General features: G+C 63.3%; 21 protein-coding genes and 2 pseudogenes. 15 read left to right on the top strand and 8 right to left on the bottom strand.

Annotated elements, in window-relative coordinates; all coding sequences use genetic code 11:
• Positions 1-20: 20 nt before the first annotated feature.
• On the bottom strand, positions 21-884 hold the full coding sequence (locus tag ACYCAX_RS16140; RefSeq protein ID WP_460248382.1) for an alpha/beta fold hydrolase: 864 nt from the start codon (positions 882-884) through the stop codon (positions 21-23).
• Positions 885-949: 65 nt separating this feature from the next.
• A complete protein-coding gene (locus ACYCAX_RS16135) occupies positions 950-2,074 on the bottom strand; it encodes a methyltransferase (protein WP_460248381.1) in 1,125 nt (374 codons plus the stop codon).
• Between the two features lie 340 nt (positions 2,075-2,414).
• Here ACYCAX_RS16135 and ACYCAX_RS16130 point away from each other — a divergent pair, with 340 nt between their 5' ends.
• From ACYCAX_RS16130 to ACYCAX_RS16120, 3 genes are all read left to right on the top strand, one after another.
• A complete protein-coding gene (locus ACYCAX_RS16130) occupies positions 2,415-3,407 on the top strand; it encodes a DctP family TRAP transporter solute-binding subunit (protein WP_460248380.1) in 993 nt (330 codons plus the stop codon).
• A gap of 121 nt (positions 3,408-3,528) precedes the next feature.
• Positions 3,529-4,305 (top strand): ferredoxin--NADP reductase, encoded by a 777-nt coding sequence (locus tag ACYCAX_RS16125; protein ID WP_294980858.1) that lies wholly within the window; start codon positions 3,529-3,531, stop codon positions 4,303-4,305.
• Between the two features lie 229 nt (positions 4,306-4,534).
• Complete coding sequence (locus tag ACYCAX_RS16120; protein ID WP_460248379.1) at positions 4,535-6,085, top strand: TerC family protein; 1,551 nt, start codon at positions 4,535-4,537, stop codon at positions 6,083-6,085.
• Between the two features lie 17 nt (positions 6,086-6,102).
• On the opposite strand, the gene mscL is transcribed toward ACYCAX_RS16120, so the two are convergent.
• Positions 6,103-6,510, bottom strand: coding sequence for a large-conductance mechanosensitive channel protein MscL (gene mscL / locus ACYCAX_RS16115; RefSeq protein ID WP_015478977.1), 408 nt, complete (start codon positions 6,508-6,510; stop codon positions 6,103-6,105).
• Positions 6,511-6,664: 154 nt separating this feature from the next.
• Here mscL and ACYCAX_RS16110 point away from each other — a divergent pair, with 154 nt between their 5' ends.
• The 3 genes from ACYCAX_RS16110 to radA all read left to right on the top strand — a co-directional run bounded on the left by ACYCAX_RS16110 (position 6,665) and on the right by radA (position 8,849).
• Positions 6,665-6,907, top strand: a complete 243-nt coding sequence (locus ACYCAX_RS16110; RefSeq protein WP_015478976.1) for a YdcH family protein — start codon at positions 6,665-6,667, stop codon at positions 6,905-6,907.
• A gap of 76 nt (positions 6,908-6,983) precedes the next feature.
• Entirely contained in the window at positions 6,984-7,226 is a 243-nt protein-coding gene (locus ACYCAX_RS16105) for a hypothetical protein (protein ID WP_015478975.1), read from the top strand.
• 243 nt (positions 7,227-7,469) lie between these two features.
• Complete coding sequence (radA, locus tag ACYCAX_RS16100) at positions 7,470-8,849, top strand: DNA repair protein RadA (protein WP_015478974.1); 1,380 nt, start codon at positions 7,470-7,472, stop codon at positions 8,847-8,849.
• A 108-nt stretch (positions 8,850-8,957) separates the two neighbouring features.
• On the opposite strand, the gene ACYCAX_RS16095 is transcribed toward radA, so the two are convergent.
• Positions 8,958-9,326, bottom strand: a complete 369-nt coding sequence (locus tag ACYCAX_RS16095) for a PilZ domain-containing protein (protein ID WP_015478973.1) — start codon at positions 9,324-9,326, stop codon at positions 8,958-8,960.
• A 191-nt stretch (positions 9,327-9,517) separates the two neighbouring features.
• On the opposite strand from ACYCAX_RS16095, the gene ACYCAX_RS16090 reads away from it, so the two are divergent.
• The 4 genes from ACYCAX_RS16090 (at position 9,518) to yjiA (ending at position 13,697) form a co-directional block, all read left to right on the top strand.
• Positions 9,518-10,024 carry a DUF3015 domain-containing protein gene (locus tag ACYCAX_RS16090; protein WP_015478972.1) on the top strand — a complete coding sequence of 169 codons (507 nt, stop codon included), beginning with the start codon at positions 9,518-9,520 and terminating at the stop codon, positions 10,022-10,024.
• Between the two features lie 184 nt (positions 10,025-10,208).
• Positions 10,209-12,275 carry a carbon starvation CstA family protein gene (locus ACYCAX_RS16085; protein WP_015478971.1) on the top strand — a complete coding sequence of 689 codons (2,067 nt, stop codon included), beginning with the start codon at positions 10,209-10,211 and terminating at the stop codon, positions 12,273-12,275.
• A 12-nt stretch (positions 12,276-12,287) separates the two neighbouring features.
• A complete protein-coding gene (locus tag ACYCAX_RS16080; protein WP_015478970.1) occupies positions 12,288-12,491 on the top strand; it encodes a YbdD/YjiX family protein in 204 nt (67 codons plus the stop codon).
• A gap of 207 nt (positions 12,492-12,698) precedes the next feature.
• The gene (yjiA, locus tag ACYCAX_RS16075; RefSeq protein ID WP_460248378.1) at positions 12,699-13,697 is read left to right on the top strand and encodes a GTPase; all 999 of its coding nucleotides are present in this window, start codon (positions 12,699-12,701) and stop codon (positions 13,695-13,697) included.
• A gap of 197 nt (positions 13,698-13,894) precedes the next feature.
• On the opposite strand, the gene ACYCAX_RS16070 is transcribed toward yjiA, so the two are convergent.
• On the bottom strand, positions 13,895-14,581 hold the full coding sequence (locus tag ACYCAX_RS16070) for a GntR family transcriptional regulator (protein ID WP_460248377.1): 687 nt from the start codon (positions 14,579-14,581) through the stop codon (positions 13,895-13,897).
• Positions 14,582-14,615: 34 nt separating this feature from the next.
• Here ACYCAX_RS16070 and ACYCAX_RS16065 point away from each other — a divergent pair.
• The 5 genes and pseudogenes from ACYCAX_RS16065 to ACYCAX_RS16045 all read left to right on the top strand — a co-directional run.
• Positions 14,616-14,927: pseudogene (locus ACYCAX_RS16065) on the top strand (ATP-binding cassette domain-containing protein); the annotation flags it as partial.
• A 64-nt stretch (positions 14,928-14,991) separates the two neighbouring features.
• Positions 14,992-15,252 (top strand): hypothetical protein, encoded by a 261-nt coding sequence (locus ACYCAX_RS16060; RefSeq protein WP_460248376.1) that lies wholly within the window; start codon positions 14,992-14,994, stop codon positions 15,250-15,252.
• A complete protein-coding gene (cysC, locus tag ACYCAX_RS16055; protein ID WP_460248375.1) occupies positions 15,230-15,823 on the top strand; it encodes an adenylyl-sulfate kinase in 594 nt (197 codons plus the stop codon). The genes ACYCAX_RS16060 and cysC overlap by 23 nt, the downstream gene beginning before the upstream one ends.
• 169 nt (positions 15,824-15,992) lie before the next feature.
• The gene (locus tag ACYCAX_RS16050; RefSeq protein WP_294976624.1) at positions 15,993-16,664 is read left to right on the top strand and encodes a YceH family protein; all 672 of its coding nucleotides are present in this window, start codon (positions 15,993-15,995) and stop codon (positions 16,662-16,664) included.
• Between the two features lie 113 nt (positions 16,665-16,777).
• The gene (locus tag ACYCAX_RS16045; RefSeq protein ID WP_460248374.1) at positions 16,778-17,083 is read left to right on the top strand and encodes a hypothetical protein; all 306 of its coding nucleotides are present in this window, start codon (positions 16,778-16,780) and stop codon (positions 17,081-17,083) included.
• Positions 17,084-17,548: 465 nt separating this feature from the next.
• Here the strand turns inward: ACYCAX_RS16045 and ACYCAX_RS16040 are convergent, their stop codons facing one another.
• The 3 genes and pseudogenes from ACYCAX_RS16040 to ACYCAX_RS16030 form a co-directional block, all read right to left on the bottom strand.
• Positions 17,549-18,355, bottom strand: a complete 807-nt coding sequence (locus ACYCAX_RS16040) for a hypothetical protein (RefSeq protein ID WP_235565026.1) — start codon at positions 18,353-18,355, stop codon at positions 17,549-17,551.
• A gap of 144 nt (positions 18,356-18,499) precedes the next feature.
• Positions 18,500-18,646, bottom strand: a pseudogene (locus ACYCAX_RS16035) (DUF4236 domain-containing protein); the annotation flags it as partial.
• 103 nt (positions 18,647-18,749) lie between these two features.
• Positions 18,750-25,421, bottom strand: a complete 6,672-nt coding sequence (locus ACYCAX_RS16030; protein WP_049311175.1) for a DUF3320 domain-containing protein — start codon at positions 25,419-25,421, stop codon at positions 18,750-18,752.
• Position 25,422: the final 1 nt, after the last annotated feature.

Below are 25,422 nucleotides of genomic sequence, written 5' to 3'. Positions count from 1 at the left end.
CGACACCCAAGCGACAGCTCTCAGTGCTGCGCCAACCAATGCTCGATGCGAGGCCAGACTTCCACGCTGGCATTGCGCGACAGCAGCAGGCGGTTGTGGCTGTAATCCTCCCGCGCACCGGTCGCCAGCCCGAACAGCTCCAGCTTCGCCTGCGCACCGCCAAAGGCCTTCACCAGCGCCTCGCACCCCGCCACCGGCGCGATGAAGGTATCGCCGCTGCCCGCCACGCCCAGCACCGGCAGCTCGACGCCGCCCAGCCCGGCCAAGTAGTCGAAGCCCTCCAGCGAATCGAAACGCCGACGGAAATTCCACTGGCACCACTGACGCATCAGCCGCGCACTCTCCACCTCGGGGCCGACGCTCTTCGCCCGGCTGGGCGCGATACGCCGCCAGCGCAGCATCCAGTCGAACGCCTGGATTGCCAGCCAGTGCCGCAGGCTGGCACCGGCCGCCGTGGCCTGGGAACCGATCAACACCAACGAGCGCAGCCGTCGCTGAGCCAGTTCGGGATTGCGCGCCGCCCACATCGAGACGATCAGCCCGCCGCCTGAGTGGCCGACCCAGTGCAGCGCCGTCTGTCCGGTACGCTGGCTCACCGCATCGAGTATCGCCGGCACGTCCTGCTCGGCCACGTCATCGAAGCTGTGCAGGAAGTCATTGCGTCCGCTGTCGCCATGCCCGCGCCAGTCGAACACCCAGCAGGCGAAGCCCTGGCTGCCCAGGTAATTGGCCAGCCCCAGGCAACTGCGATGGTTGGAGAAGGTGCCGTGGGTCAGCACCACCGGCACGCCGTCCTCCGGGCCAACGCGGCGCAGGGCGAGATCGACGCCGTCGGCGGTGCGGATCAGTTCGGGTGGGAGGAGAACGGCTTCTTGGGCGGTCATGGCGCGCATCCGGGTGGGGGCGATCCATGCTGCTCCGGCGCGCTGGCCGGAGCAATCCCGAGCGCTTATTTGGTCGCTTTCAGCACCACGAATTTCGGATTTGCCGCCACTTGCTCGATGCCGCGGAACAGGCGCTTGAGCTTGGCGTGGTAGCCCAGGTGGCGGTTGCCGACGATCCACAGCTCGCCGCCGGTGACCAGCGCGGCGCGGGCCTGCTGGAACATGCGCCAGGCGAGGAAGTCGCCGACCACCTGCTGCTGGTGGAAGGGCGGGTTGCACAGGATCAGGTCCAGGGAGTCTGCGGCCTGGCTGGCGAGGCCGTCGTCGGGGTGGATATCCACAGGGCGCTCGCCCAGGGCGGCCTGCCAGTTCTCCCGTGCGGACCGCACCGCCATGTAGGACTCATCCACCAGGGTCAGTTCGGCCTGCGGGTTCAGCAGGGCGAAGGCGATGCCGAGCACGCCGTTGCCGCAGCCCAGGTCCGCCGCGCGCACGGCGTGGTGCACCTGCGGCAGGTGCGGAAGAAAGGCGCGGGTGCCGATGTCCAGGCCCTCGCGGCAGAACACGTTGGCGTGGTTGACCAGCGTCAGCGCGGGTTTGTCCAGGCGATAGCGGCTGGGGTAGGGCGAGGTTGGCGACGGCCGCTGTTCGGCGGTGGCGATCAGCAGGCGGGCTTTCTTCACCGCCAGCGAGGCCTGCATCGGGCCGATGTATTTTTCCAGCAGGTCGCCGGCGGCGCGCGGCAGGTGTTTGATCATGCCGGCGGCGACCACTTTCGCGCCCGGCGCGAGCTGGTCGTGCAGGCGGATCAACTGTTCTTCCAGCAGCGCGAGGGTCTTGGGCACGCGCACCAGGACGTAGTCGAACGGGCCTTGCGGCGTTTCGCTGGAGGGCACGAAGGTCGGCGCGGCGTCGCTCAGCCCGTTGCGTTCCAGGTTGCGTTGCAGGGCGATGAAGCCCAGGTGCGAGTCGCCGCTGCTGGTCAGGCGCACATGGGGCGCCAGGCTGGTGGCGAGGGCGCCGAAGCTGTCGTTGAGCACCAGCACACGGCTGTCGGCGGTTACGCCTTGCTCATGCAGATGACCGAGCAGGTACTCGTCGGCCGCATCGAAGGCCTGCAGCGGGTCTTCGCGCTGTTCGGGGTGGCGGACCAGGTCGAGCTGGGCGAAGGGGCTGGCGAGGACGGGCATGGGACTCTCGAACGAAGGTGTCTGGCTGAAGTCGCGGAACAGGGTGGATGGCAATAACGGAGGGCTCACTGCAATCGCATTGTCATGAAACTGAGACGTGGTTGGCTGTCGGCGACTTGTGTGGACCGGCTGGATACCGAAAAATTATCGCCTATCCGCCCCGCCTTCGTCTGCGTTGCGGATTACCAATAATAACCGGGCGCTGCGTGCGACCCGGTAGGGCCGGATCCCGGGACCGCTGTCCCGCCGACCTGCGGCCACTCCCCTGACAAGTCTTCACGGAACCTCGATGCGCGAACCTGTTCGCGCGCCGGGCTATTGCTATTGCATAAGGATATCGATGTACAAGTCGTTTCTCGGGGTGGCGTTGTCCGTCCTGTTCTTCCCGGTCCAGCCGGCCTTCGCCGATGCGCCCATCGTGATCAAGTTCTCCCACGTCGTCGCCGACGGCACCCCGAAGGGCCGCGGCGCACTGCTGTTCAAGAAGCTGGTGGAGGAGCGCCTGGCCGGCGAGGTGAAGGTCGAGGTATTCCCCAACTCCACACTGTTCGGCGATGCCGACGAGTTGCAGGCGCTCAGGGACGGCAAGGTGCAGATGCTGGCGCCGTCGCTGTCGAAGTTCGAGGGCTACACTCGGCAACTGGAGGTTTTCGACCTACCGTTCCTGTTCGATGACCTGGAGGCGGTGAAGCGCTTCCAGAAGCGCAGCATGAGCCGCGAGCTGCTGCATTCGATGGCCACGTCCGGCATCTATGGCCTGGCCTACTGGAACAACGGCATGAAGCAGCTTTCCGCCACCCGCGAGCTGCGCGCCCCGGTGGACGCCAAGGGGCTGAGCTTCCGCATCCAGCCGTCGTCGGTGATCGATGCGCAATTCGGCCTGCTCGACGCCAAGGCGGTGAAACTGCCCTTCGCCGAGACTCTCAAGGCGCTGCAGGACGGCAAGGTACAGGGCACCGAGAACACCTGGTCGAACATCGGCAGCCAGAAGCTCGACAGCGCCCAGCCGTTCATCACCGAGACCAACCACGGCGTGCTCAGCTACATGCTGATCAGCAACCAGAAGTTCTGGAACAGCATGCCGTACCCGGTGCGCACCCAACTGGAAAGCATCATCGAAGAAGTCACCGTCGAGGTGAACAAGGACGCCGAGGCGCTGAACCAGAAGGAGCGCGAGCAGGTGCTTGCCAACGGCAAGGCGCGCATCGTCGCCCTGACCCCGGCTGAGCGCGACGCCTGGCGCGCCGCCATGCAGCCGCTGTGGAAGCAGTTCGAGGGTGAGATCGGCAGCGATGTGCTACGCGCCGCCCAGGTGGTGAACCGCAAGCATTGATCCAAAGGGACTGATCCAGAGCAGGCTTGTGGCGATCTACCCGGATAGCCACAAGCCTTGCGGGTGTTTCTCCGCGTGCCAATACGGGAAAATAGCTTCGTTCCCGAGAAAGGAGTGGACGATGACCGCCAGCGAAGAGAAGTTCACCCGCCAGGCCCTGGTGGAGGTGCAGACGCTTACCCCTAGCCTGTTCACCCTGCGCACCACCCGCGACAGCGGCTACCGCTTCCGCGCCGGGCAATTCGCCCGCCTGGGCGTGTACAAGCCCAGCGGCAGCATCGTCTGGCGCGCCTACTCGATGGTCTCGGCGCCCCACGACGAGTTCCTCGAGTTCTTCTCCATCGTCGTTCCCGGCGGTGAGTTCACCAGCGAGCTCAGCCGCCTGCGCGTCGGCGACCAGTTGCTGGTGGATCGCCAGGCCTTCGGCTTCCTCACCCTCGACCGCTTCCCCGATGGCCGCGATCTCTGGCTGCTGGCCACCGGCACCGGCCTTGCGCCGTTCCTGTCGATCCTGCAGGACTTCGAGGTGTGGGAACGCTTCGAGACCATCAAGCTGGTCTACAGCGCCCGCGAGGAGAAGGAGCTGGCCTACCGCGACCTGATCGCCAGCTTCGGCGCGATGGAGCATCTGGCCGAACATATCCACAAGCTGCAGTTCATCCCGGTGGTCACCCGCGAACAGGTGCCCGGTTGCCTGAACGCGCGGATCACCACGCTGATCGAGAACGGCGAGCTGGAACGCGCCGCCGGTCTGGAACTCAGCCCGGAACATTCGCGGGTGATGCTCTGCGGCAACCCGCAGATGATCGAGGACACCCGTGCCGTGCTGAAGGCCCGCGGCATGAGCCTGGCACTGACGCGCAAGCCTGGCCAGATCGCCGTGGAAAACTATTGGTAAGGTCGGCTCGATAGATTTTGAAAAGATTGTCCCCTTAGGGCAGCGAGGCTTTGCCCTTAGGATGGGCGTCCGTTTCCCTTTCTTCGGACCTCATGGACAGTCAAAGTACGACGCCGACCCCGATGCCTACCCCGGTAGAGCCGGCGGTCGGCGAACCTCCCCCGGCATCCGCGCTCGCGGATGATCCTTCCCAGCCTGCCCTGGCGCGCACCCAGCGAGGTCGTCCGGCATGGAATGGCTGATGGACCCCACGGCCTGGCTCGGCCTGCTCACCCTGATCCTGCTCGAGCTGGTGCTCGGCATCGACAACCTGGTCTTCATCGCGATCCTCGCGGACAAGCTGCCGCCGCACCTGCGCGACCGCGCGCGGCTGATCGGCCTGTCGCTGGCGCTGCTGATGCGCCTGGGCCTGCTGGCGAGCATCTCCTGGCTGGTCACGCTCACCGAGCCGTTGATCGAAGTGCTGGGCAAGACCTTCTCCGGCCGCGACCTGATCATGCTGTTCGGCGGTCTGTTCCTGCTGTTCAAGGCGACGCTGGAGTTGCATGAGCGCCTGGAAGGCCGCGTGCACACTTCCAACGGCAAGCGCACCTACGCCGCCTTCTGGCCGGTGGTCGCGCAGATCGTGGTGCTGGACGCGGTGTTCTCCCTCGATGCTGTGATCACCGCCGTGGGCATGGTCGAGCAGTTGGAAGTGATGATGATCGCGGTCATCTTCTCCATAGGCCTGATGATGATCGCCAGCAAGCCGCTGACCCGCTTCGTCAACGCACACCCCACGGTGATCATGTTGTGCCTGGGCTTCCTGTTGATGATCGGTTTCAGCCTGACTGCCGAGGGCCTGGGCTTCCACATCCCGAAAGGCTACCTGTACGCCGCCATCGGCTTCAGCCTGCTGATCGAGATGGCCAACCAGCTGGTGCGCTGGAAGCGCCAGAAGAGCCAGCGCGGGCAGCGCGGCCTGCGCCAGCGGACCGCCCACGCCGTGCTGCGCCTGATGGGCGGCAAGGTCGACGCCGACGAGGTGGGCGAGGACATCGCCGACCTGGTGGGCCCGGAGGAGGGCGGCGACGCGCCGTTCGACCGCCGCGAGCGGGTGATGATCAGCGGTGTGCTGGGCCTGGCCGAGCGTCCGGTGAAGGCCGTGATGATCGACCGCCAGCGGGTGCACGGTATCGACCTGGCCGACGACCCGGATGCCGTGCGCCGCGCGCTGCTGGAGTCGCCTTACTCGCGCCTGCTGGTGATCCGCGAAGGCAACATCGACGAGCCGCTGGGCTATGTGCACAAGAAGGAGCTGTTCTCCGTCCTGCTGCAGGGGCGCGAGCTGGACATCCTGCCGCTGCTGCGCGAGCCGCTGAGCCTGCCGGACAGCAGCACGGTGCTGGGCGCCCTGGAGCTGATGCGCGAGGCCTCGACCCACCTGGCCTTCGTGGTCAACGAGTTCGGCGGCTTCGAGGGCATGCTGAGCATGACCGATATCCTCGAGGCGATCGCCGGCGAGCTGCCGGATGCCAGCGAAGTGTCTGGCACGGACATCGAGCCGGACGCGCAGGGGTATCGGGTGGACGGCGCGGTGACGCTGGCGGCGTTGGCCGCGCGGGTGGGCTTCCGCGCTCGCTCGACCGCGGAGTACCAGACCCTGGGCGGCCTGGTGCTCAAGCACCTGGGCCGCTTGCCGGCCAAGGGGGACACGCTGGAGCTGGCCGGCTGGCGCCTGGAGGTGACGGACGTCAGCGAGCGGCGGATCGGCCGCGTGCGGCTCACCCCGCCGCTGTGACGGAGTGAGTCGGGGGCTCAGGGAGCGCGGTTGCGCTGCTCCTTGAGCAGGTCGCGGATTTCGCTCAGCAGTTCCTGATCCTTGGTCGGCGCGGCCGGCGCGGCTTCTTCCTCGCGCTTGAAGCGGTTGATGGCCTTCACGCCCATGAAGATCGCGAAGGCGACGATGATGAAGTCCAGGCAGGTCTGAATGAACTTGCCGTAGGCCAGGACCACGGCGGGCACGTCGCCTTCGGCAGCCTTGAGCGTGATCGCCAGGTCGGAGAAGTCGACGCCACCGATCAGCAGACCGATAGGGGGCATGATCACGTCGCCGACGAAGGACGAGACGATCTTGCCGAACGCGGCGCCGATGATGATACCGACGGCCATGTCGACCACGTTGCCCTTGACGGCGAAAGCCTTGAACTCGCTAAGCAGACTCATGCAGGAACTCCTTGTAACTGAGGGGGACAGGTGGGCAGTTTAGCGGCCCGCCGCGGTCCGATCACCCCGAATCGTTCAATGACCGGCGGTGCTGGGCGCTTTTGCCGGGTGGGCTAGGCTTAACGGGCAACCCATCTACTGACGGAGGTCCGCCATGCCACTCGAGCATCATCCCTTGTCCCGAGAGTTTCCCGACCAGAAGGCACTGATGACCCGGTTGCACGGGAAAGACGCCACCTTCACCCGCCTGGCCTCCAGCTATGAGGAGCTGGACAGGAAAATCTACGACATCGAGGACGGCCGCCAGGCGATGGATGACCTCGCCCTCAACTCCCTCAAACTGCAACGCGTGACACTGAAGGACGAGATCGCCGACCTGCTCAGGCGATCTTCCTGAGCTTGATTGATGTCAAGGGTGTGGGTCGGAGCGAGGCGTAGGCTCCCGTCATCCATTTCCAACCGGTGCCACCGCCATGCGTAAAGCCATTTCGTCCTCTGGCAAGTCCGTCACCAAGTCCGCCAAACGCAACGTCGAAGCCCTCCGCGCCCAGGAGCGCCTGGTCCGCCTGAAGCTGCAGTACGAGCTGCTGGACCAGCGCATCGGTCGGGTGGAAGAGGGCGTCGAGCGTCCCGACTGCACCCTGGCGTCGCTGCTCATGCGTCGCGAAAGCCTCAAGTACGATATGGAGTGCCAATATCGCCGCCTGGCGGGCTGAGGACCTGCTTACGGTCTGCTTCGCGTCTGCACAACTGCATTGAGGTCGGTTTCGGGCTGCGCGCAAACTCCGCTCCCTCAACCGGCTGATTCGCTGCGCTCGCCCTTCGGACCAGCCTGAAGGCTGTTATTCCCGTTGGCCGTTGCGCCAGGTTCTGCTCTGGCTTGCCGGATCGTAAACAGGTCCTGAAGCGTGTGGCCCGATTGGCTATGATGCGGACTTTGTCTTCGACGGAGTCCGCTCATGGCCAAGGCCAAGCGCATGTACGGCTGCACCGAGTGCGGCGCCACCTACCCCAAATGGGCCGGCCAATGCCCTGATTGCGGCGCCTGGAACACCCTGGTCGAGACCGTCATCGACACCACCCCCACCGGCGGCTCGGGCAGCAGCTCTTCCGGGCGCGGCGGCTGGGCCGGCCAGCAGGCCAACATCAAGACCCTCGCCGAAGTCAGCGTCGAAGAGATGCCGCGCTTCACCACCGCCTCGGCGGAGTTGGACCGCGTGCTCGGCGGCGGTCTGGTCGACGGCTCGGTGGTGCTGATCGGCGGCGACCCCGGCATCGGCAAGTCCACCATCCTCCTGCAGACCCTCTGCAACATCGCCGCGCGCCTTCCCGCGCTCTATGTCACCGGTGAAGAATCCCAGCAGCAGGTCGCCATGCGCGCCCGCCGCCTGGGCCTGCCGGAAGACAAGCTCAAGGTCATGACCGAGACCTGCATCGAAAGCATCATCGCCACCGCGCGCCAGGAGCAGCCGAAAGTGATGGTGATCGACTCGATCCAGACCATTTTCACCGAACAACTGCAATCGGCCCCCGGCGGCGTCGCCCAGGTGCGCGAGAGCGCGGCCCTGCTGGTGCGTTTCGCCAAACAGAGCGGCACGTCGATCTTCCTGGTCGGCCATGTCACCAAGGAAGGCGCGCTGGCCGGCCCGCGCGTGCTGGAGCACATGGTCGACACCGTGCTGTATTTCGAGGGCGAGTCCGATGGCCGCCTGCGCTTGCTGCGGGCGGTGAAGAACCGTTTCGGCGCGGTGAACGAACTGGGCGTGTTCGCCATGACCGACCGGGGGCTGAAGGAAGTCTCCAATCCTTCGGCGATCTTCCTCACCCGCGCCCAGGAATCGGTGCCGGGGAGCGTGGTCATGGCCACCTGGGAAGGCTCGCGGCCGATGCTGGTGGAGGTGCAGGCGCTGGTGGATACCAGCCACCTGGCCAACCCGCGTCGCGTCACCCTGGGCCTGGACCAGAACCGACTGGCCATGCTGCTGGCGGTACTGCACCGCCACGGCGGCATCCCGACCTACGACCAGGACGTGTTCCTCAACGTGGTGGGCGGGGTGAAGGTGCTGGAAACCGCCTCGGACCTGGCGCTGATGGCGGCGGTGATGTCCAGCCTGCGCAACCGCCCGCTGGATCATCAGTTGCTGGTGTTCGGCGAGGTGGGGCTGTCCGGCGAGGTGCGTCCGGTGCCCAGTGGCCAGGAGCGCCTGAAGGAAGCGGCCAAGCACGGCTTCAAGCGCGCCATCGTACCCAAGGGCAATGCGCCGAAGGAAGCGCCGGCCGGCTTGCAGGTGATCGCGGTGACGCGCCTGGAGCAGGCGCTGGATGCCTTGTTCGAATAGCGGCTTTCTGTAGGAGCGAGCTTGCTCGCGAACTCTCACCGGCGGCTCCGGTGTCAGACGGTTCGCGAGCAATAACGATGGCGTCCCCCTCGCTCCTACAAGGTTGGATCAGTGTTCGCTGAGCAGCGTCAGCTCCCGCTCCAGCAGTGATTCGTCACCCAGGTTGAGCTCCACCAGCCGCCGCAGGTGGCTGATGGACTCCAGGTCGATGTGCCGGCAGGCGAAGCCCAGCAGGCCCTCGCGCTCCCAGGCCAGGTCGGCTTCCATGTAGACGTTGGCGTCGAAGCCCAGGTAGATGCGCACGTGCACCGGCTCGCCGGCCACCACGTTCCAGTGTTCGGGGCGCTCCACCAGTACGCCCTGCAGTGACAGGTCGAGCAGCGTCACCTTCCAGCGCTGGTCGCCCTGGCTGATTTCCGTGCCGGCATCGAAGGCGATGCGCTGGAAGCGCCGGCGCTCGGCGTGATCGTCGCTCATGTCCTGACTCTCCGGCCAATCGGGTTCGCCTCACTATAGACAAGCGGCGCAGGCTTCGTCGGACGGTTATCGCTCGGACGGAAACCGTAGGCCTTTCGTCTGTCCGGCACGGCTGGCGGCGGTTTGACAGGGCGCCGGCTCTCGCCAAAGCTCCTTGGGCACGAACCAACACCCACTGCGGAGCGCAGAATATGGACAAGAAACTCCTGAGCAAGGGCCTGATCCTTGGTGTTTTGAGCGCCACCAGCCTGTTGGCGCAAGCCGACGAAGCCGGCGGCAAGGGATGCGGCTGGGGCAACATGGTGTTCGAGGGGCAGCGCGGCCTGCTGCCGCACCTGCTGGCCACCACCACCAACGGCACGTCGGGCAACGCCACCTTCGGTCTGACCTCGGGTACCAACGGCTGTGACTCCAATGTGCGCATCGGCTACGGCGGCCGCTCGATCTTCGCCATGAACGGCATGCTCGACAACATCGCAGAGGACATGGCCAAGGGGCACGGAGAGGCGCTGGATGCCTACGCCGTCCTGCTGGGCATCCCGAGCGAGGACCGCGCGCACTTCGCCCAGGTGACCCAGCAGCACTTCGGCGAGATATTCGCCACCCAGGACAGCACCGGCGAGCAGGTGCTGAACAATACCCTGGCGGTGATGAGCCGCGATCAGGTGCTGTCGCGCTACGCCAAGCAGCCAGTCTGATCCCCCGCGCCCCCGAAAAGCCCGCCGCAGATGCGGGTTTTTCTTTTGCATCGTCCGGCTGGTCGATTTTGAGCTCAGGCAATAAGCACGTAACCGCTCTAGACTAAGGTCGTATGAATGGGTCGTGGGAAAAGATTAGAATTTTTCTGCGAATTCTCGCCTTCAAACTGTCGGAAGCCTCGCTATGAACAATAACAACAACCTGCTGCGTCACCTCGCATGGCTGGTGGTGGCGATAGTCGGTGCCTTTGCCTTAGGAGTCGTGGCGTTGCGCCGCGGCGAAGCCATCAACGCATTGTGGATCGTCGTCGCAGCGGTCGCCATTTACCTGGTCGCCTACCGCTACTACAGCCTGTTCATCGCCACCAAGGTGATGCAACTGGATCCCAACCGAGCGACCCCCGCGGTCCTCAACAACGACGGCCTGGACTACGTCCCGACCAACAAGCACATCCTCTTCGGTCACCACTTCGCCGCCATCGCCGGCGCCGGCCCGCTGGTCGGTCCCGTGCTCGCGGCGCAGATGGGCTACCTGCCCGGCACGCTCTGGCTGATCGCCGGCGTGGTGCTGGCCGGTGCCGTTCAGGACTTCATGGTCCTGTTCATCTCCAGCCGCCGCAATGGGCGCTCGCTGGGTGAACTGGTGCGCGAGGAAATGGGGCAGGTGGCGGGGACCATCGCCCTGTTCGGCGCGTTCCTGATCATGATCATCATCCTCGCGGTACTCGCCCTGATCGTGGTGAAAGCCCTGGCCGAAAGCCCGTGGGGCATGTTCACCGTGCTGGCGACCATCCCGATCGCGATCCTCATGGGCGTGTACATGCGCTACATCCGCCCGGGCCGCATCGGCGAGATTTCCGTGGTCGGCGTGGCGCTGCTGCTGGGCTCCATCTGGTTGGGCGGGCAGGTCGCCGCCAGCCCGGAATGGGCGCCGGTCTTCACCTTCCACGGCGTGCAGATCGTCTGGATGCTGATCGGCTACGGCGCCGTCGCCTCGGTGCTGCCGGTGTGGCTGCTGCTGGCGCCGCGTGACTATCTGTCGACCTTCCTCAAGATCGGCACCATCGTCGCCCTGGCCATCGGCATTCTGATCGTCATGCCGGAGCTGAAGATGCCGGCCCTGACCCAGTTCACCGACGGCACCGGCCCGGTGTGGAAGGGCAGCCTGTTCCCGTTCCTGTTCATCACCATCGCCTGTGGCGCCGTGTCCGGCTTCCACGCGCTGATCTCCTCCGGCACCACGCCGAAGCTGCTCAACCGCGAGCCCGACGCCCGCTACATCGGCTACGGCGGCATGCTGATGGAGTCCTTCGTGGCGATCATGGCGATGGTCGCCGCCTCGGTGATCGAGCCGGGCATCTACTTCGCCATGAACAGCCCGCCGGCCGTGGTCGGTACCGACGTCAACGCGGTGGCCGCCACCGTCAGCAGTTGGGGCTTCATGATTTCCCCCGAGGTGCTGACCCAGACCGCCAAGGATATCGGCGAAACCACCATCCTGGCCCGTGCCGGCGGCGCGCCGACCCTCGCCGTGGGTATCGCGCACATCCTTCACCAGGTGCTGCCGGGTGAGAATACGATGGCCTTCTGGTATCACTTCGCGATTCTCTTCGAGGCACTGTTCATCCTCACCGCGGTGGATGCCGGTACCCGTGCCGGTCGCTTCATGCTGCAGGACCTGCTGGGCAACTTCGTCCCGGCACTGAGGAAGACCGACTCCTGGGGCGCCAACATCGTCGGCACCGGCGGTTGTGTCGCGCTGTGGGGCTGGCTGCTGTACCAGGGCGTGGTCGATCCGCTGGGTGGGATCAACACGCTGTGGCCGCTGTTCGGCATCTCCAACCAGATGCTCGCCGGTATCGCGCTGATGCTCGCCACCGTCGTGCTGATCAAGATGAAGCGCCAGCAGTACGTCTGGGTGACCGCGCTGCCGGCCGCCTGGCTGCTGATCTGCACCACCGCGGCGGGGCTGATCAAGGTCTTCGACAGCAACCCGGCCGTGGGCTTCGTCGCCCTGGGCAAGAAGTACAGCGCCGCGCTCGATGCCGGGCAAGTGCTGGCGCCGGCCAAGGATATCGGCCAGGTGCAGGCGGTGATGATGAACGCCTACATCAACGCCGGTCTCACCGTGCTGTTCCTGCTGGTGGTGTTCAGCGTGCTGGTGTACTCGATCAAGGTGGGCGCCAGCGCCTGGAGCAAGAAGGAGCGCACCGACAAGGAGGCGCCGTTCCAGCCGATCCCGGACGCCTGACGGAGGTAGATCATGTTCAACGACCTCAGCCGCATGGGTAAGTATCTCGGGCAGGCCGCACGCATGCTGGTCGGCATGCCCGATTACGACACCTACGTTCAGCACATGCAGAACAAGCACCCGGACAAGACTCCGATGACCTACGAGGAGTTCTTCCGCGAGCGCCAGGAGGCTCGCTACGGTGGTGGCAAGGGGAGGCCGATCCGCTGCTGCTGATGCGATGAAACTGGCTGCGTGGCCGATGCTGCGTTGCCAGTGGCCGGAAAAATGCTCATCTACTGAAGTAGACTCCGCTTTTTCCGGCCACTGGCGCCTTGTCTCGCCTGCCTCGCCGACGTTTCATAAGTAGAGATGCGGGCCGCGAGCGATCGCGGTCCGTTTTCATTTCTGCCTGTTTTCTTTTCTGATTGCCTGGATGTTCCCATGACCGATTCCGCAAGCGCGCCGCAGATTCCGGTGACCGTCCTCACCGGCTTCCTCGGGGCCGGCAAGACCACCCTGCTCAAGCACATCCTCAAGGCCGAGCACGGTCTGAAGATCGCCGTGATCGAGAACGAGTTCAGCGAGACGCCGATCGACGCTCAATTGCTCGGCGACGACGCGGTTCAGGTGACGACGCTGTCCAACGGCTGCGTCTGCTGCACCATCAATAGCGACCTGGAGCGCGCGCTCTACGTCCTGCTGGAGCGCCGCGACAACGGCGAGCTGGACTTCGACCGCGTGGTGATCGAGTGCACCGGCCTGGCCGATCCGGCCCCGGTGGCGCAGACCTTCTTCGTCGACGATACCCTGCGCGAGCGCTACCTGCTCGACGGCATCATCACCCTGGTGGACGCCGCCAACGCCGAGCGCCACCTGCAGGAAGCCATCGCCCAGGCCCAGGTCGGCTTCGGTGACCGCATCCTGGTAAGCAAGAGCGACCTGGTGTCGCCTGAACAATACGAGGCGCTGGTCGAGCGCCTGCAGCGCATCAACCGCCGCGCCGAAATCCACGCCGTGAAGCACGGCGCCATCGAGCTGGAACGCCTGCTCGACGTGCGCGGCTTCAACCTCAACGCCGACCTCGGCCTGCGCCCGCTGCTGCGCCCCGTGCGCCCGGCGGCGGACACCACCGACCGCATCACCACCCTGGTGCTGCGCAGCGACAACCCCCTGGATATCGAACGCCTCAGCGAATTCATGGACGACCTGCTGCAATGGCACGGCAATTCGCTGCTGCGCTACAAGGGCGTGCTGAATATCGCCGACGAGGCGCGTCGTCTGGTGTTCCAGGGCGTGCTGCGGCTCTATGGCTTCGATTGGGACTCCGAGTGGAAGGGCGACGAGAAGCGCGAGAGCGTGATCGTCTTCATCGGTGACAACCTGCCGGAAGAGCAGATTCGACAGGGCTTCGAAGCCATCGCGGGCGGGCCTGCCGCCTGACCGAAACGCCCGGCCAGCGCCGGGCGTTTTTCTCTGCCGCTCTTTGTAGGAGCGAGCTTGCTCGCGAACAGTTGCTCCCGGCTAACGCCATAGTGCAATCACGCACCGACCGGTCCTCTTTCGCTGAGGCGTGGGGATGGAGTTCGGTATCAACGGGGCGCCTCGGTTCGCGAGCAAGCTCGCTCCTACAGTAAATCTCAGCCGCCGATCAGGTGCTTGAGCGGGTGGTAATCCGCCTTCAGGTTCCCCGCCGCCCTGAGGATGGCCTGCTCGATGGCGTTGAGGTGCATGCAGGTCAGCTCGATGGCCGCCGCCTGGTTGCCCGCCTCGATGAACTCGATCAACCGCAGGTGCTCGTTGCCCCGGCAGGTTTCGTGGTGCTCGTCGTCCAGGGTGGTGGCGTAGAGCGAGGCGCGCTCGATCAGCTTGCGGAAGAAGTCCAGCAGCACCGGATTGTGCAGCGCCGCCGCGAGCTTGAGGTGAAACTCCCCGAGCAGGTGGACGAACTGCGCATGGTCGCGGCCGTGGGCCGCATCCTCCAGCGCCACGTGGTCGCGCAGGTCCTGGAAGATCGCGCTGTCGGCTCGGCGGCACAGTTCGCTGACGATGCCGATCTCGATCAGCCGCCGCGTTTCGAACAGCGAACGGATCTCCTCGTCGCTGGGTAGCGACACCCAGGCACCCTTGTTGAGCGCGCTGGAGACCAGCCCGTCCGCTTCCAGATGTTTCAGCGCCGCGCGCACCGAAGTGCGGCTGACCTTGAACAATTCCGCCAGCGCCGCCTCGCCCAGCTTCATGCCGGGGCGCAGGGTGCGCTTGCTGATGGCCTCGTAAACCCCTTGGTAGACGCGTTCCACCGTGGACTCGGGGCGTTTCTCCGTCATGACCGACTCCGCCTCTTGCTTGACCCAGGAAAGGATGCCGCAAAACCGTCCGTGCAAAACCTGTTGCGGAAGAAAAATAAACTCGTTGGTCGATGTCCGTCGGGTCAGCAAACGCTCCACCGACGCGCCCCCGCCTCAACGAGGTCTTCACCTTGCTGGGGGCGTCGGGTTGTGGCAAGACCACGCTGCTGCGCAGCAGCGCCGGCGTCGAGAACATCACCTCCGGCGACATCCTCATCGGCGGCGAGCAGGTCAACGACCTGCCGCCATATCGCCGCGCATCAGCAGCGTGTTCCAGAGCTGCGCGCTGTCCCCGTACATGTCGGTGAGCAGTGCCATCGCCTATCCCAACGGCATCTGGTCCAGGCTCTAGGGCTGACGAGCCGCTTTCGCTTTTCTTCGGAGCGAGCTTGCTCGCGAACGGATTCTGCTCCGCCACCGGCGTCATGCAGCTCGCGAGCAAGCTCCTGCAACAAGATGCGCATTGGCACATCGATGGAACACGAAAAATGCCCGGCAACTCATTGCCGCACTCCCTTTCACGCCGCCATGTCGGAAGTTTCTGCCTGCACCTGGTGGAGGCGCCGCATTGGAACCACTTCCCCTATTCGTCAGCCTTGTTCGTTTCCTCGGGACGAGAAGGCAACCATGTCGAACGGGTTGAGCAGTGAGGTGCGCTGGCACGAACAGAAGGTCACGACGCAGATGCGCGCCGAGGTCATGCAGCAGCGCGGAGCATGCATCTGGCTCACGGGCCTGTCGGGAGCCGGCAAGTCGACGCTTGCCAATGCGCTGGACGTGGCGCTGTATGCGACCGGCAGGAAGACTTATCTGCTCGATGGCGACAACGTGCGCCACGGGCTCTGCCGTGATCTGGGCATGGCAGAGGCGGACCGGGCGGAAAATATCCGGCGCGCAGGCGAAGTGGCGAAACTCATGGTGGACGCCGGCCTGATCGTGCTCTGCGCCTTCATCTCGCCGTACCGGCGCGACCGCGAGCGACTGCGGGCGCAGTTCCAGCCGGGGCAGTTCGTCGAAGTCCATGTTTCCACGCCACTCGATCTCTGCGAGCAGCGTGATCCCAAGGGGCTGTACAGCAAGGCGCGACAGGGGCTGATCAGCGATTTCACCGGCATCGATTCCCCCTATGAAGTGCCGCCTGCGCCGGAGTTCGTCGTTGATACCAGCCTGGAGCCGCTGGACCTGTCCGTTCGACGATTGCTCGGCGCCTGCGCGTACTGAGGCGCCCGTTGGCGCACGCTGGAGCGTAATGCGCAGGAGCGCGAGCAGGCGTCGGCGGAAAGGAACATCGAACGACCACTGAACCGTCGCCCAGCCAGAGCCGCCTGAAGCTGCCAAACGCCGCGTAAACGGCTAGGCTAGGGCGGTTCCCTCATCGACGGATACCGCCATGAGCCAGTCGCTCGACACCCTCTCCGATTTCGAACCCCTGAGTGCCGTGGATGCCCGCGTTCTCGGGTGCCTGATCGAAAAGCAGCTCACCACCCCCGAAGCGTACCCACTGACCCTTAACGCCCTGGTTACCGCGTGCAACCAGAAGACCAGCCGCGACCCGGTGATGAACCTCACACCCGGCCAGGTCGGCCAGTCCCTGCGCCATCTGGAAGGGCGCGAGATGACCCGCCTGGTCATGGGCAGCCGCGCCGACCGCTGGGAGCAGCGCTTGGACAAGGCGCTGGAACTGGTCAAGCCGCAGGTCATCCTGCTCGGCCTGCTGCTCCTGCGCGGCCCGCAGACTCTCAACGAACTGCTCACCCGCAGCCAGCGCATGCACGACTTCGACGACACCGAGGAAGTCCGCCACCAGCTCGAACGCCTCGCCGGACGAGGCATGGCCGTGCAACTGGAGCGCCTGAGCGGCCAGCGCGAAGACCGCTACATGCACCTGCTGGGTACCGAGGAAGACCGCGAGGCCGCCATCGCCGCCAGCGGCAGCCGCGCCTCCAGCGAGCGCAGTGACGGCGGCGGGCACGACGAGTCCCGCCTGGTCGAGCTGGAGGCTCGCATCGCCGCCCTGGAGGAGCGTCTTGCCCTGCTGGAACTGGGTGTCTCGCGGGATTGAGGCAGGTCTTTTCCACTGGCCGGTCGACTTTGGTCGGCCAGCCATCCGACTAATCAAGCGTTAACATTCGGCGTCGATAGTCACAGTTTTACCCGCTATACCCGGAGTTCACCATGAGTTGTCGAAAACCCTCCCAGGCCCAGTTGACTGCCGTGCTCAGCCAGCTTTCGGAAATCGACTTCAAATCCGTGAACGAGCTCACCGGACATCGCGAGAGCAATCTCCTCGCCATTCGCGCACTGTTCCGCCAGGGGCTGATCAAGGGGGTGCTGATCGATGATCCGTTCGGGGCCGAAGACGACGCGGGCCCCTTGCTCCACAGTGCGGAACGGCTGCGCCTGGCCCGGCGCCTGAAAGAGGCCATTGTCGTTGTGGAGGCTCCGGAGGAGTTGGTGCGCTGGGGAGCCTTGCTGGTCTAGCGCCTGCTTCCCTGTCTGCATACCGTGGCTCGCTCATTTCGCGGAACGGGTCGACTACGTATTGAGTACGGTATTGGCCAAGCCTGTGGCTTCGTCCCTGCCGCAAGCTGGTGCTGTAACGAAAAAGCCCCTGAAATTCGCTAGGAAAATCAGAGCTTATCGTTTTCATTTGGTGGGGCCGGGGGGATCCGACCTCGGTTTCAGGATCGGATCTTCAGCGCCTTGGGGATCAAGCCGAGAGCGGGCCGAGGCCCGGTGTTGTCTGGCTTTCTCAATGCTCAAACATAGGAAGGATTCTGCGAGCGTCAAGGACGGTACAAGAAAAACCGTAGTTGAGTGGCTAATTCTGGTTGGGTGGAATCGCTGCGCTATTGGGATTTGAACTAGTGAACTGACAGTAGGTTTTACAAGCGTTGCCTGACCAATGCTCAGCGATCTGCTCCTGTGGTAGCAAGTACGCAATGGCTACTGGCGCTCGCCTTTCGCTCTACCGATGCTGCCGATTGCCTGGGCGAAGCTGGATGTACGCCCTACACAGGAGATCTGGATGCGTTCGAGTAAGCCTGTATCGCTCGCAAATTGCACCTCTTCGTAGCGCACGACAGGCAGTTCTCGGTTGTTCTTGAAACGCCTGTCTGGGCCGCCTTTTTTGTTCACAAACTTCCAGGTTCTGCTGATGATCTCGGAGTCTTTCGGAACGGCGCCGTCTTCGATGAAGTTTGTCGTGGAGATGTCGATTCGCAGGTTTTCATAGGACACCGCGCCGACCCCGTTGGCTTCGAACACAAGCACCTTGTCCGGGAAGAAATAGAGGGTCTGGCGGCCCACGGGGATGCTGGGCGTGGCAACGTTGGTTTTTACTAAGGGCGGGTTTTGCAGTCCGAGTGCGATCGAGCTTCTGGTTACCAGGTGTCTGGCTCCGGCGTGGTACTTGCTATCAAGCACCTTCCCTTGAGCCTGAAGATGCCAGGTTGCGCGACAGCTTCGAACGCCGTCGAAGGCGGTATGCAATTGCTCGACAACACCGGCGAATTCCGACTCGAAGTCGTAGAGCATGACTGTTGTTTTTCTCAGCAGATCCCAGTAGTACGTTACGGCCATCAGCAGACCGCCAACGAGGAGCAGGGTAAGTAGTGCCCAGGGTGGTAGCTGCTTCGCTGAGAGGAGAAGCGCGCCAACGGTGAGTGCGGCGACGAAGGGCCAAAGGCGCAAGCGCTTTCGCTTGGTATTCAGCTCGTCGACGAGCGCTTGCGATGAGGAATCCACCATCAAGCCGATCTCGCCACTATCGATTTCCTTGAGGGGCTCGTGTGTATGCGATGGGATATCGACTAGCGGGGTAGGCGCTCTCGCCGGCTTGGGTGGTGCAATGGCAGGGGCCGAGCCATTGGATGGGAGGGTTTGGCGGTAGTAAAAGCCTCCGCGCCCCATGTGAATGTAATTGCCCCTCGGCCCAGTTCCAACCCGGAGGCCCTTAATACCGGCGGAAACACCAATTCCAGACTTCGAGAGGTTGAACCTGAACGGGCCCACTCTCACTGACTTACGCACTGACAATCCCATGTTCCCTCCGGGCTTTGAAACTGCCCCCTTGCAGCGGGGGCATCCCTCGATCGTACGGTCTTCTTGCGCAGCCAACTCTGTACCCTCGAGATCGACGAGCTGGTCAGGAGAACAACTGGTCGATCACGCCTTGGATTCTGGCCCGGGTTGATGCCGAGACTTTGCTCAGCCCGAGCTCTCGTGCCATGGCGTAGAGCAAGTCTTCGCCGACGAGGCTTTGGTCTGCCAATGCACGTGCCAAGGCAAGGAGCTCCAAGCTGCAGATCTCGTCGACAGGACGGGTGTGATCAGCGCCGGCCGGTCGGCGATACGCTACGGCTTCGCAGTTTGGTAAGCGGCTGGGCCAATAGAAGTGTCCAGCGTCATCTTCAACCTTGCGGTGTACGCGATCGGCCACGCTGACGACACGATCACGAATGCGTGCGCCAGTACGAGTCCAGCCATGTGCCCGGGCGATTCGGCGGGCGAGCGAGGTATCGAGGACGGGGCCTTCCTCTTCGACCACATGCTTGATCATCATCGCCAGGACAGTGTCATAGCGCGCATCGAAGAATGCATCCGGATCCACGCCTTCCACGGCGCTCAGCGGGTCGCTCCCTCGGTAGAAAGGGAAGGTTGTCGAAGTGCGTGCTGCGTCTGCCTGCATATCGGCGTAGCGCACGCTCGGCATGTCCAACGCCTCGTTCTCGGTTTCAGGTTCCACTGACTCATCAGGGGTTTTGAGCTGGGGACGGTCGACAGGGAGTGCTACAACGTTGTCGGCCAGCGGAGCTTGGTACTCGTACTCAGCGGCATTCGCGGCCAACTGCTCCTGGGCTTCACGAGCCGCACGTTGCTGACGGCTTTCGACCAACAGAGCCTCAAGGTGCTCATGGGTTTTCTGTGCCGTGCCCAAGGAGTCGATCCACCAGTCGGTCGACCAGATGCGCAGAATCTCCCAACCAAGACCTCGTAGCACTTGCTCGCGCAGCTTGTCCCGATCACGGGCTGTTGCGCTGCGGTGGTAGGTTGCTCCGTCGCACTCGACGCCGGCGAGGTAGCGCCCAGGCGCATCGGGGTCGACAACTGCGAGGTCGATGCGGAACGACGACACGCCGACTTGGGTGACGACCTGCCAGCCCTTTTGGCGAAGCGCATTCGCAACGGCTTCTTCGAAGGGGCTGTCGTAACCGCCCAGGCTTCCGGTATCGGCTCCCGCCAGTGCACGAGCGCCACGGTCGGCAAACTCGAGGAAGTGCTTGAGGTCGCGGACGCCGAAAGCTTGTGTGCGTGCCAGGTCGATCTTCTCGGCTCGCAGGGTGCTGAAGACGCGAAGTTCATGGCGAGCCCGGGTGACGGCGACGTTGAGCCGGCGCTCACCTCCCGTGCGATTGAGCGGGCCGAAGTTCATGGCAACGTTGCCCGCAGCATCGGGGCCGTAAGTGATCGAGAAGTACATGATGTCGCGCTCGTCACCCTGAACACTTTCCAGGTTTTTCACGAAGACGGGTTCAAGCTCGCTCTCCGAGAAGTAGCTTTCCAGCGCCGGGTCTTTTCGGCGTTCGGTGTCGAGCAGATCCTCGATCAGCTTTTGCTGTTCGCCGTTAAATGTCACGACGCCGATGGTCAGCTTGCTCTCTTTGAACCCAGGGCTACGCAACCGGCCGATCAGGTCAGCGACCAATGCCTTGGCCTCTGCAGGGTTGGTACGTGCAGAGCCTTTCTCGTACACCCCGTTGATGACGTGCAGGCTGACGGCACGATCATTTGTAACAGGGGAGGGGAAGGTCACCAGCTTGGACTCGTAGTAGCGCTGGTTCGAGAACGCAATCAGGCTTTCGTGTCGACTACGGTAGTGCCAGTTCAGGTTGCGGATCGGCAGGTTGGCACTGATGCATTCATCCAAAATGCTTTCGAGGTCGGCCTCGACATCAACGTCATCCTGGGTGGATTCGGCACGATCGAAGAAGGAGGTTGGGGGGAGCTGTTTGGGGTCGCCAACCATCACCACCTGCTTGCCACGAGCGATGGCGCCGATCGCATCCCATACAGGAATCTGTGAGGCTTCGTCGAAGATCACTACATCGAAGACGCTGGAGTTCGCTGCCAGGTACTGAGCGATGGAGAGCGGACTCATCAGCAAGCACGGCGTCAGCTTGGTGAGGGCATCGGGGATTTTGGACATCAGCTCGCGCAGCGGAAGGTGGCGCGTTTTCTTCGTGATTTCGTGCCGAAGGACGCCCCATTCCGAGTTCTTGCTCACCGAGTCCTGTGTGGGGAGCTCGGCACACAGGCGTGCGCGCAGCAAATCACGGGTCAGCGCGGTGAAGCGGTCGTCCAGGGCACGGAAGTCTCGAATGCGCTGCTCGTGTTCTACGCTCACGAATGTGCGAATGACAGGCTCGTGATCAACGGCCGTGTTCAACCACCAACGGGCATAGTTCGTTTCGAATGCCTTGCGCACAGAGCCTTGTGGAACATGCCCTGCTTTCAGCGCATCGACCAGCGGAAGCAGGCCGAGAGCGGATGCTTCATCGCATGCTTTCTTCCAGGCGCACCAGGCGTGCAGGCCATTGCCGGATTGCACGATCTGCTCACACTGCACATGCTGCTGACTCAGCTCCTGCTCCGTGAAGTCGGCCGCGTCCTCGGCCAAGAAATGCCCGGCGTCGACGAGCTTCTGCGTATGCGCGACGTACTTATCAAGCGACTCCAGCAACTGCCCGCCGGCCTGGGCCAACTGACCCTCGGGCTCGAGCAGGGCATTGGCGTCACCTAGCAAACGCCCCAACGCTGATTTGATGCCCTCGACATGTTCTGGTGTTTGCACAAGGGCAGAGATGGCGCTGGCGAGGTGGGCGTGGAACTTGAGTACGCGGGAGACCGTGTCTTCCTTCGTATGCAGGCCCAGCCACAGACCGGATGTCAGTTCTCGCAGGTCTGCCAGGTCGCTTAGTTCTCGCTCGATGGCTTCTCGCTGCCGGAGAATTTTCAGCTCACCTTGGAGCCACTCTCCACAGGCGCCGCTAGCAACGAGCTCATGCTCGTCCTCCAGGCGTCCTTCCTGCTGGATAGACCGTCTTCCGCGTTGGAAGGCCAGCGCAGCGTTGAGCGCTTTGGTTTGGGTCTGCAGTCCGGCCCAAAGCGATCCTGTCGCGGGGGTGAGTGGATTGAGTGTGGAAATCTCACCCTCGAGCGCCCGGACGTCTCGCATTCGCTCTAGCGTTTCCTTCAGTGCGAGGCCCGCCTGCCCCTGACTGATGAGGTCGAAGCCGTCGTCTGACCAAGCACGGCCTTCAACGCACGCAGCGAGCGAAGCCTGCAGGCGCATGACCACCGACAGAAGGGCTGGATCAGTGTTGTGACCCTTCCATACAGCGCTGGAAGAGGGCTCTGGATCAATGGCGTCGAGGCGAGCGCGGAGTTCACGAATGGTGATCCAGCGCTGAAGATCTTCCGCAATGGTCGTCGGCGCTGGCGTCGATTGAGTGCTCACCACTTGCCCGCGGATTCTGCGTTGGACAAGCCAGGATTTCGGCCACATCGATTTGCCGGCTTGATCCCACTCCTGCAGCAGAGCACGGACATCCAGTGCCTCAATGGCATCGGAGTAACCCACGGACAGCGTTTGCGTGACTCGTGCAACCTCTGCAAGGGTCTCCAGGCCCTGGTTGAGCAGAATCATGCTCGCTACTGGCCAGGGTTGGGGAAGACCAGATCTGAGCTCCGCATGCTGGGCCAGCAGTCCCAGTCCGCGTTGGCACTCCTCCAGCGTACTGGATGTCCAGAATGCGGGGAGCGTCTGGTTGAGCGTGCGGTGTTGCTCGATGAGTTTCAGGCCTGCATCCAGACGTTGCCCGATTGCACGGGAATCGGGACGGAGCACGAAGCTCCAGTTATGCCCTACGGCGGCGGGAAGGATCTTCGCCAACGCGGCCAGACCTTTGAGCGTCCTGGTATTGGCTGGCAGCGAGGGTAGGCCGGACATTTGGATGTAACGCTCACTGGCCTTTTGCACCGCATGGATGGCAGGGCCGAGCTCATGTGCCGCCTCGATCACCTGGTGCTGCCAGGTTGGAGACCAATCGTTGTTACCAATCAGATGCAGCGGGTGTTGGTTCAGCGTGCCGAAACCGACCGCCTGAGCATTGACTTCCAGGCGATCGGCGATCTCCCGCTTAGCGAGTAGATCCGCGGACTGATGCTGCGTGTGCGATGTCCACGCGAGATTAATCGGAGCGACATCCTGATTGGTGCTGACGATGCCGATGGCATCATAGATTGTGTACCCATTGGGGTAGCGCTCGTGCAGTCTCTCGGCATACTGGTTCAGCACATCACGATGCCCTTGCAGGCGTTGTGCCTCGGCCTGCCATGTGTCTGCGTCAGCAGTGCCACGGGCCTCCCAGGCGGAGTGCAGTTGGGCAAGGACTTCGGTTTTCTTCGACTTGTTCGAGTGAACCTCAAGGCAAAACTCACCCAGGCCTACCTCGCGTAGGCGCCGGTACACAACATCGAGCGCGGCGATCTTTTCGGAGACGAAAAGCACGCGTTTTTGCTGCGCAATGAACTGAGCAATCATGTTCACGATCGTCTGGCTTTTGCCGGTGCCGGGTGGCCCGATCAGAACGAAGTCGCGTCCCTGTGCTGCCGACAGCACCGCGGAGAGTTGTGACGAGTCAGAGGGAAGAGGGCAGAAGACCTGCTGAGGGCTGTATTGCGTGTCCAGCTTCCGCTCTTCCGGGAATGCCCCACCACCGCCGCCGTTGAATGCCTCGCGTGGGGTATCCAGCAGATGCTTAACCACGGGGCTCTGACGCAGCGCATCAGAGCGCTCCGAGAGATCTTTCCACATCAGGTATTTGGCGAACGAGAACATCGACAGGACGACATCTTCGCTGACCTCCCAGCCCTTGATGTCCTTGATCGCGTGGGCAACCGTTCTCCAGATCAACGCGACATCCAGACCTGAGTCGTCTTTCGGTAGCGCGCCATCTCCGATGCCCAGACTTAGCTCAAAGTCCTGACGGAGCATTTCCTGTAGGGTTGGGTTGAAGCGTGGCTCGTCGTCGTGAATCACCAGAGTAAAGCCTGCACGAGCGCTCTTTCGCTCAAGCGTTACCGGTACCAGTATTAGCGGCGCTCGATAGCGTTGGCTTTCTCTGTCCTCACGTGTCCAGGTCAGGAAGCCCAGCGCGAGGAACAGCGTGTTGGAGCCGCCTTCCTGCAGGTTCGTGCGGGCTCCCCGATATAGTTCGGTGAGGCGGGCATCGAGCTCAGTGACCGGCAGGCCTACGAACACTTCATTGCGCTTCAATGCATCCAAAGCATGCTGACGTCGAAGGTCTTCGCGTTCCCTTTCTTCGTGCAGGGCTTGATCGCGTGGGTCAGCACCTTCCATCAGGTCAGGACGTGTGTGCAGTTTGAGCTGCTGGCCACTGGCGAGGATGTCCTCAAGCGCCGCGGCATCGGGTGCCTCCAGGCGAACCGCTTTCTTGCCGGCCTTGAAGTTCAACAGGTTGTTGCGCAAGGACAGATCGAGCAGCTTGCGTTGCCAGCGGGCGAGGCGATCTTTGGGATCAAGTGACGCAACGTCAACTTCAACCGGGGCCTCGTCAGGCAGTTCGGGTGGCCAGTCGATGAGTAGTTCCTGGCCAGCCTGGTTCTGCTCACTACTAGCGGTACCAAGAGCAGGAGCTGCCTCTGCAGTGGCCAGTGGTTTGATCCGCTGCAGCCGGGCCCGCCGGATGTCCAGGGCGAGCTCAAATTCCTGCGCCTGGCCCTCAGCCAGATGTTGGGCACCGCGCTCTATGGCATAGGACAGTGACGGGATGTTGGGTTGGGTGATCAGTGTGGTCTCAAACAGCTTCAGCTCGTTGAGCTTCATGCGTTTGCGCAGCGCGGTGATGTCATCGACGGTACTGTTGGAGAACTCCTCGGCTTTGAGCCAGAAGCCCGAGAATGCATGGCCTCGAGTGAAGATCAGCAGCGGGTTCAGGCCTGCTTGCTCTAGCGCTGCACAGAACAGCAACGACAAGTCGAAGCACGTCGCCAGGCCACTCTCGAGGATGTGGCTTGGACTGCGCACTTTCTGGCCGAACTGCTCGAAACTAGCTGGGGGGAGGGCGTAGTCTAGTTTTAGGGACGCGACCGCGGCCCAGATCGCCGATGCAATCTCCCAGGCGTGCGCTGAGCCGCTGGAGTAACCGTTCAGCGCGGGGTTCTTGCCTTGGTCGCGCAGTAACTCCGCGGCCTTCTTCAGCAGCCGCTCAACCGCGAGGTCGTTAGGCTGGACGAAGGCCGCGGTCATGTCGGGAAGATGGGATAACCCGCCCCATTGATTGCGAGGGAGTAGCTCCAGAGTGAGTTCAAGACGGGTGACTTCTTGGCGCTCTTCGTCACCATTGCCCAGGGACGTCAGAACAAAGGTGACGGCCACTCTCTCTGCTTCAGTAAGCCGGGCAAGCAGGGCGCCATCGATCTGCAGATCGAGCCCTGGTATGGGAAGGAATGTGCCAGGGCCCAGCGCGTCGATATGCCAGGTCTTGGGCTTGAAGACGTGAGGGTCGGATAGGAGCTGAAGCTCCAGTATGCTGTACTTCTGATCACTGTCGTTGATCAGGCGCAGCTCTCGAATCACCGGTACCGAGTTCTGGAAGTCGGCCAGGTTGAGCTTGGCGACCAGCGTCGCTTGAATGCGGACGGTCTTTATCGCCTCCGGCTCGATAGCCTCTACGGTGGCGTGCGAATCCTGAGGCAGCTCGCGACCTGGCTGCTGAATAACCTCATCACTCATT

It is taken from the genome of Pseudomonas sp. MT3 (assembly GCF_054720805.1).
Note: the sequence above shows the minus strand (reverse complement) of the source record. Positions and strands in the feature narration are given on the sequence as shown.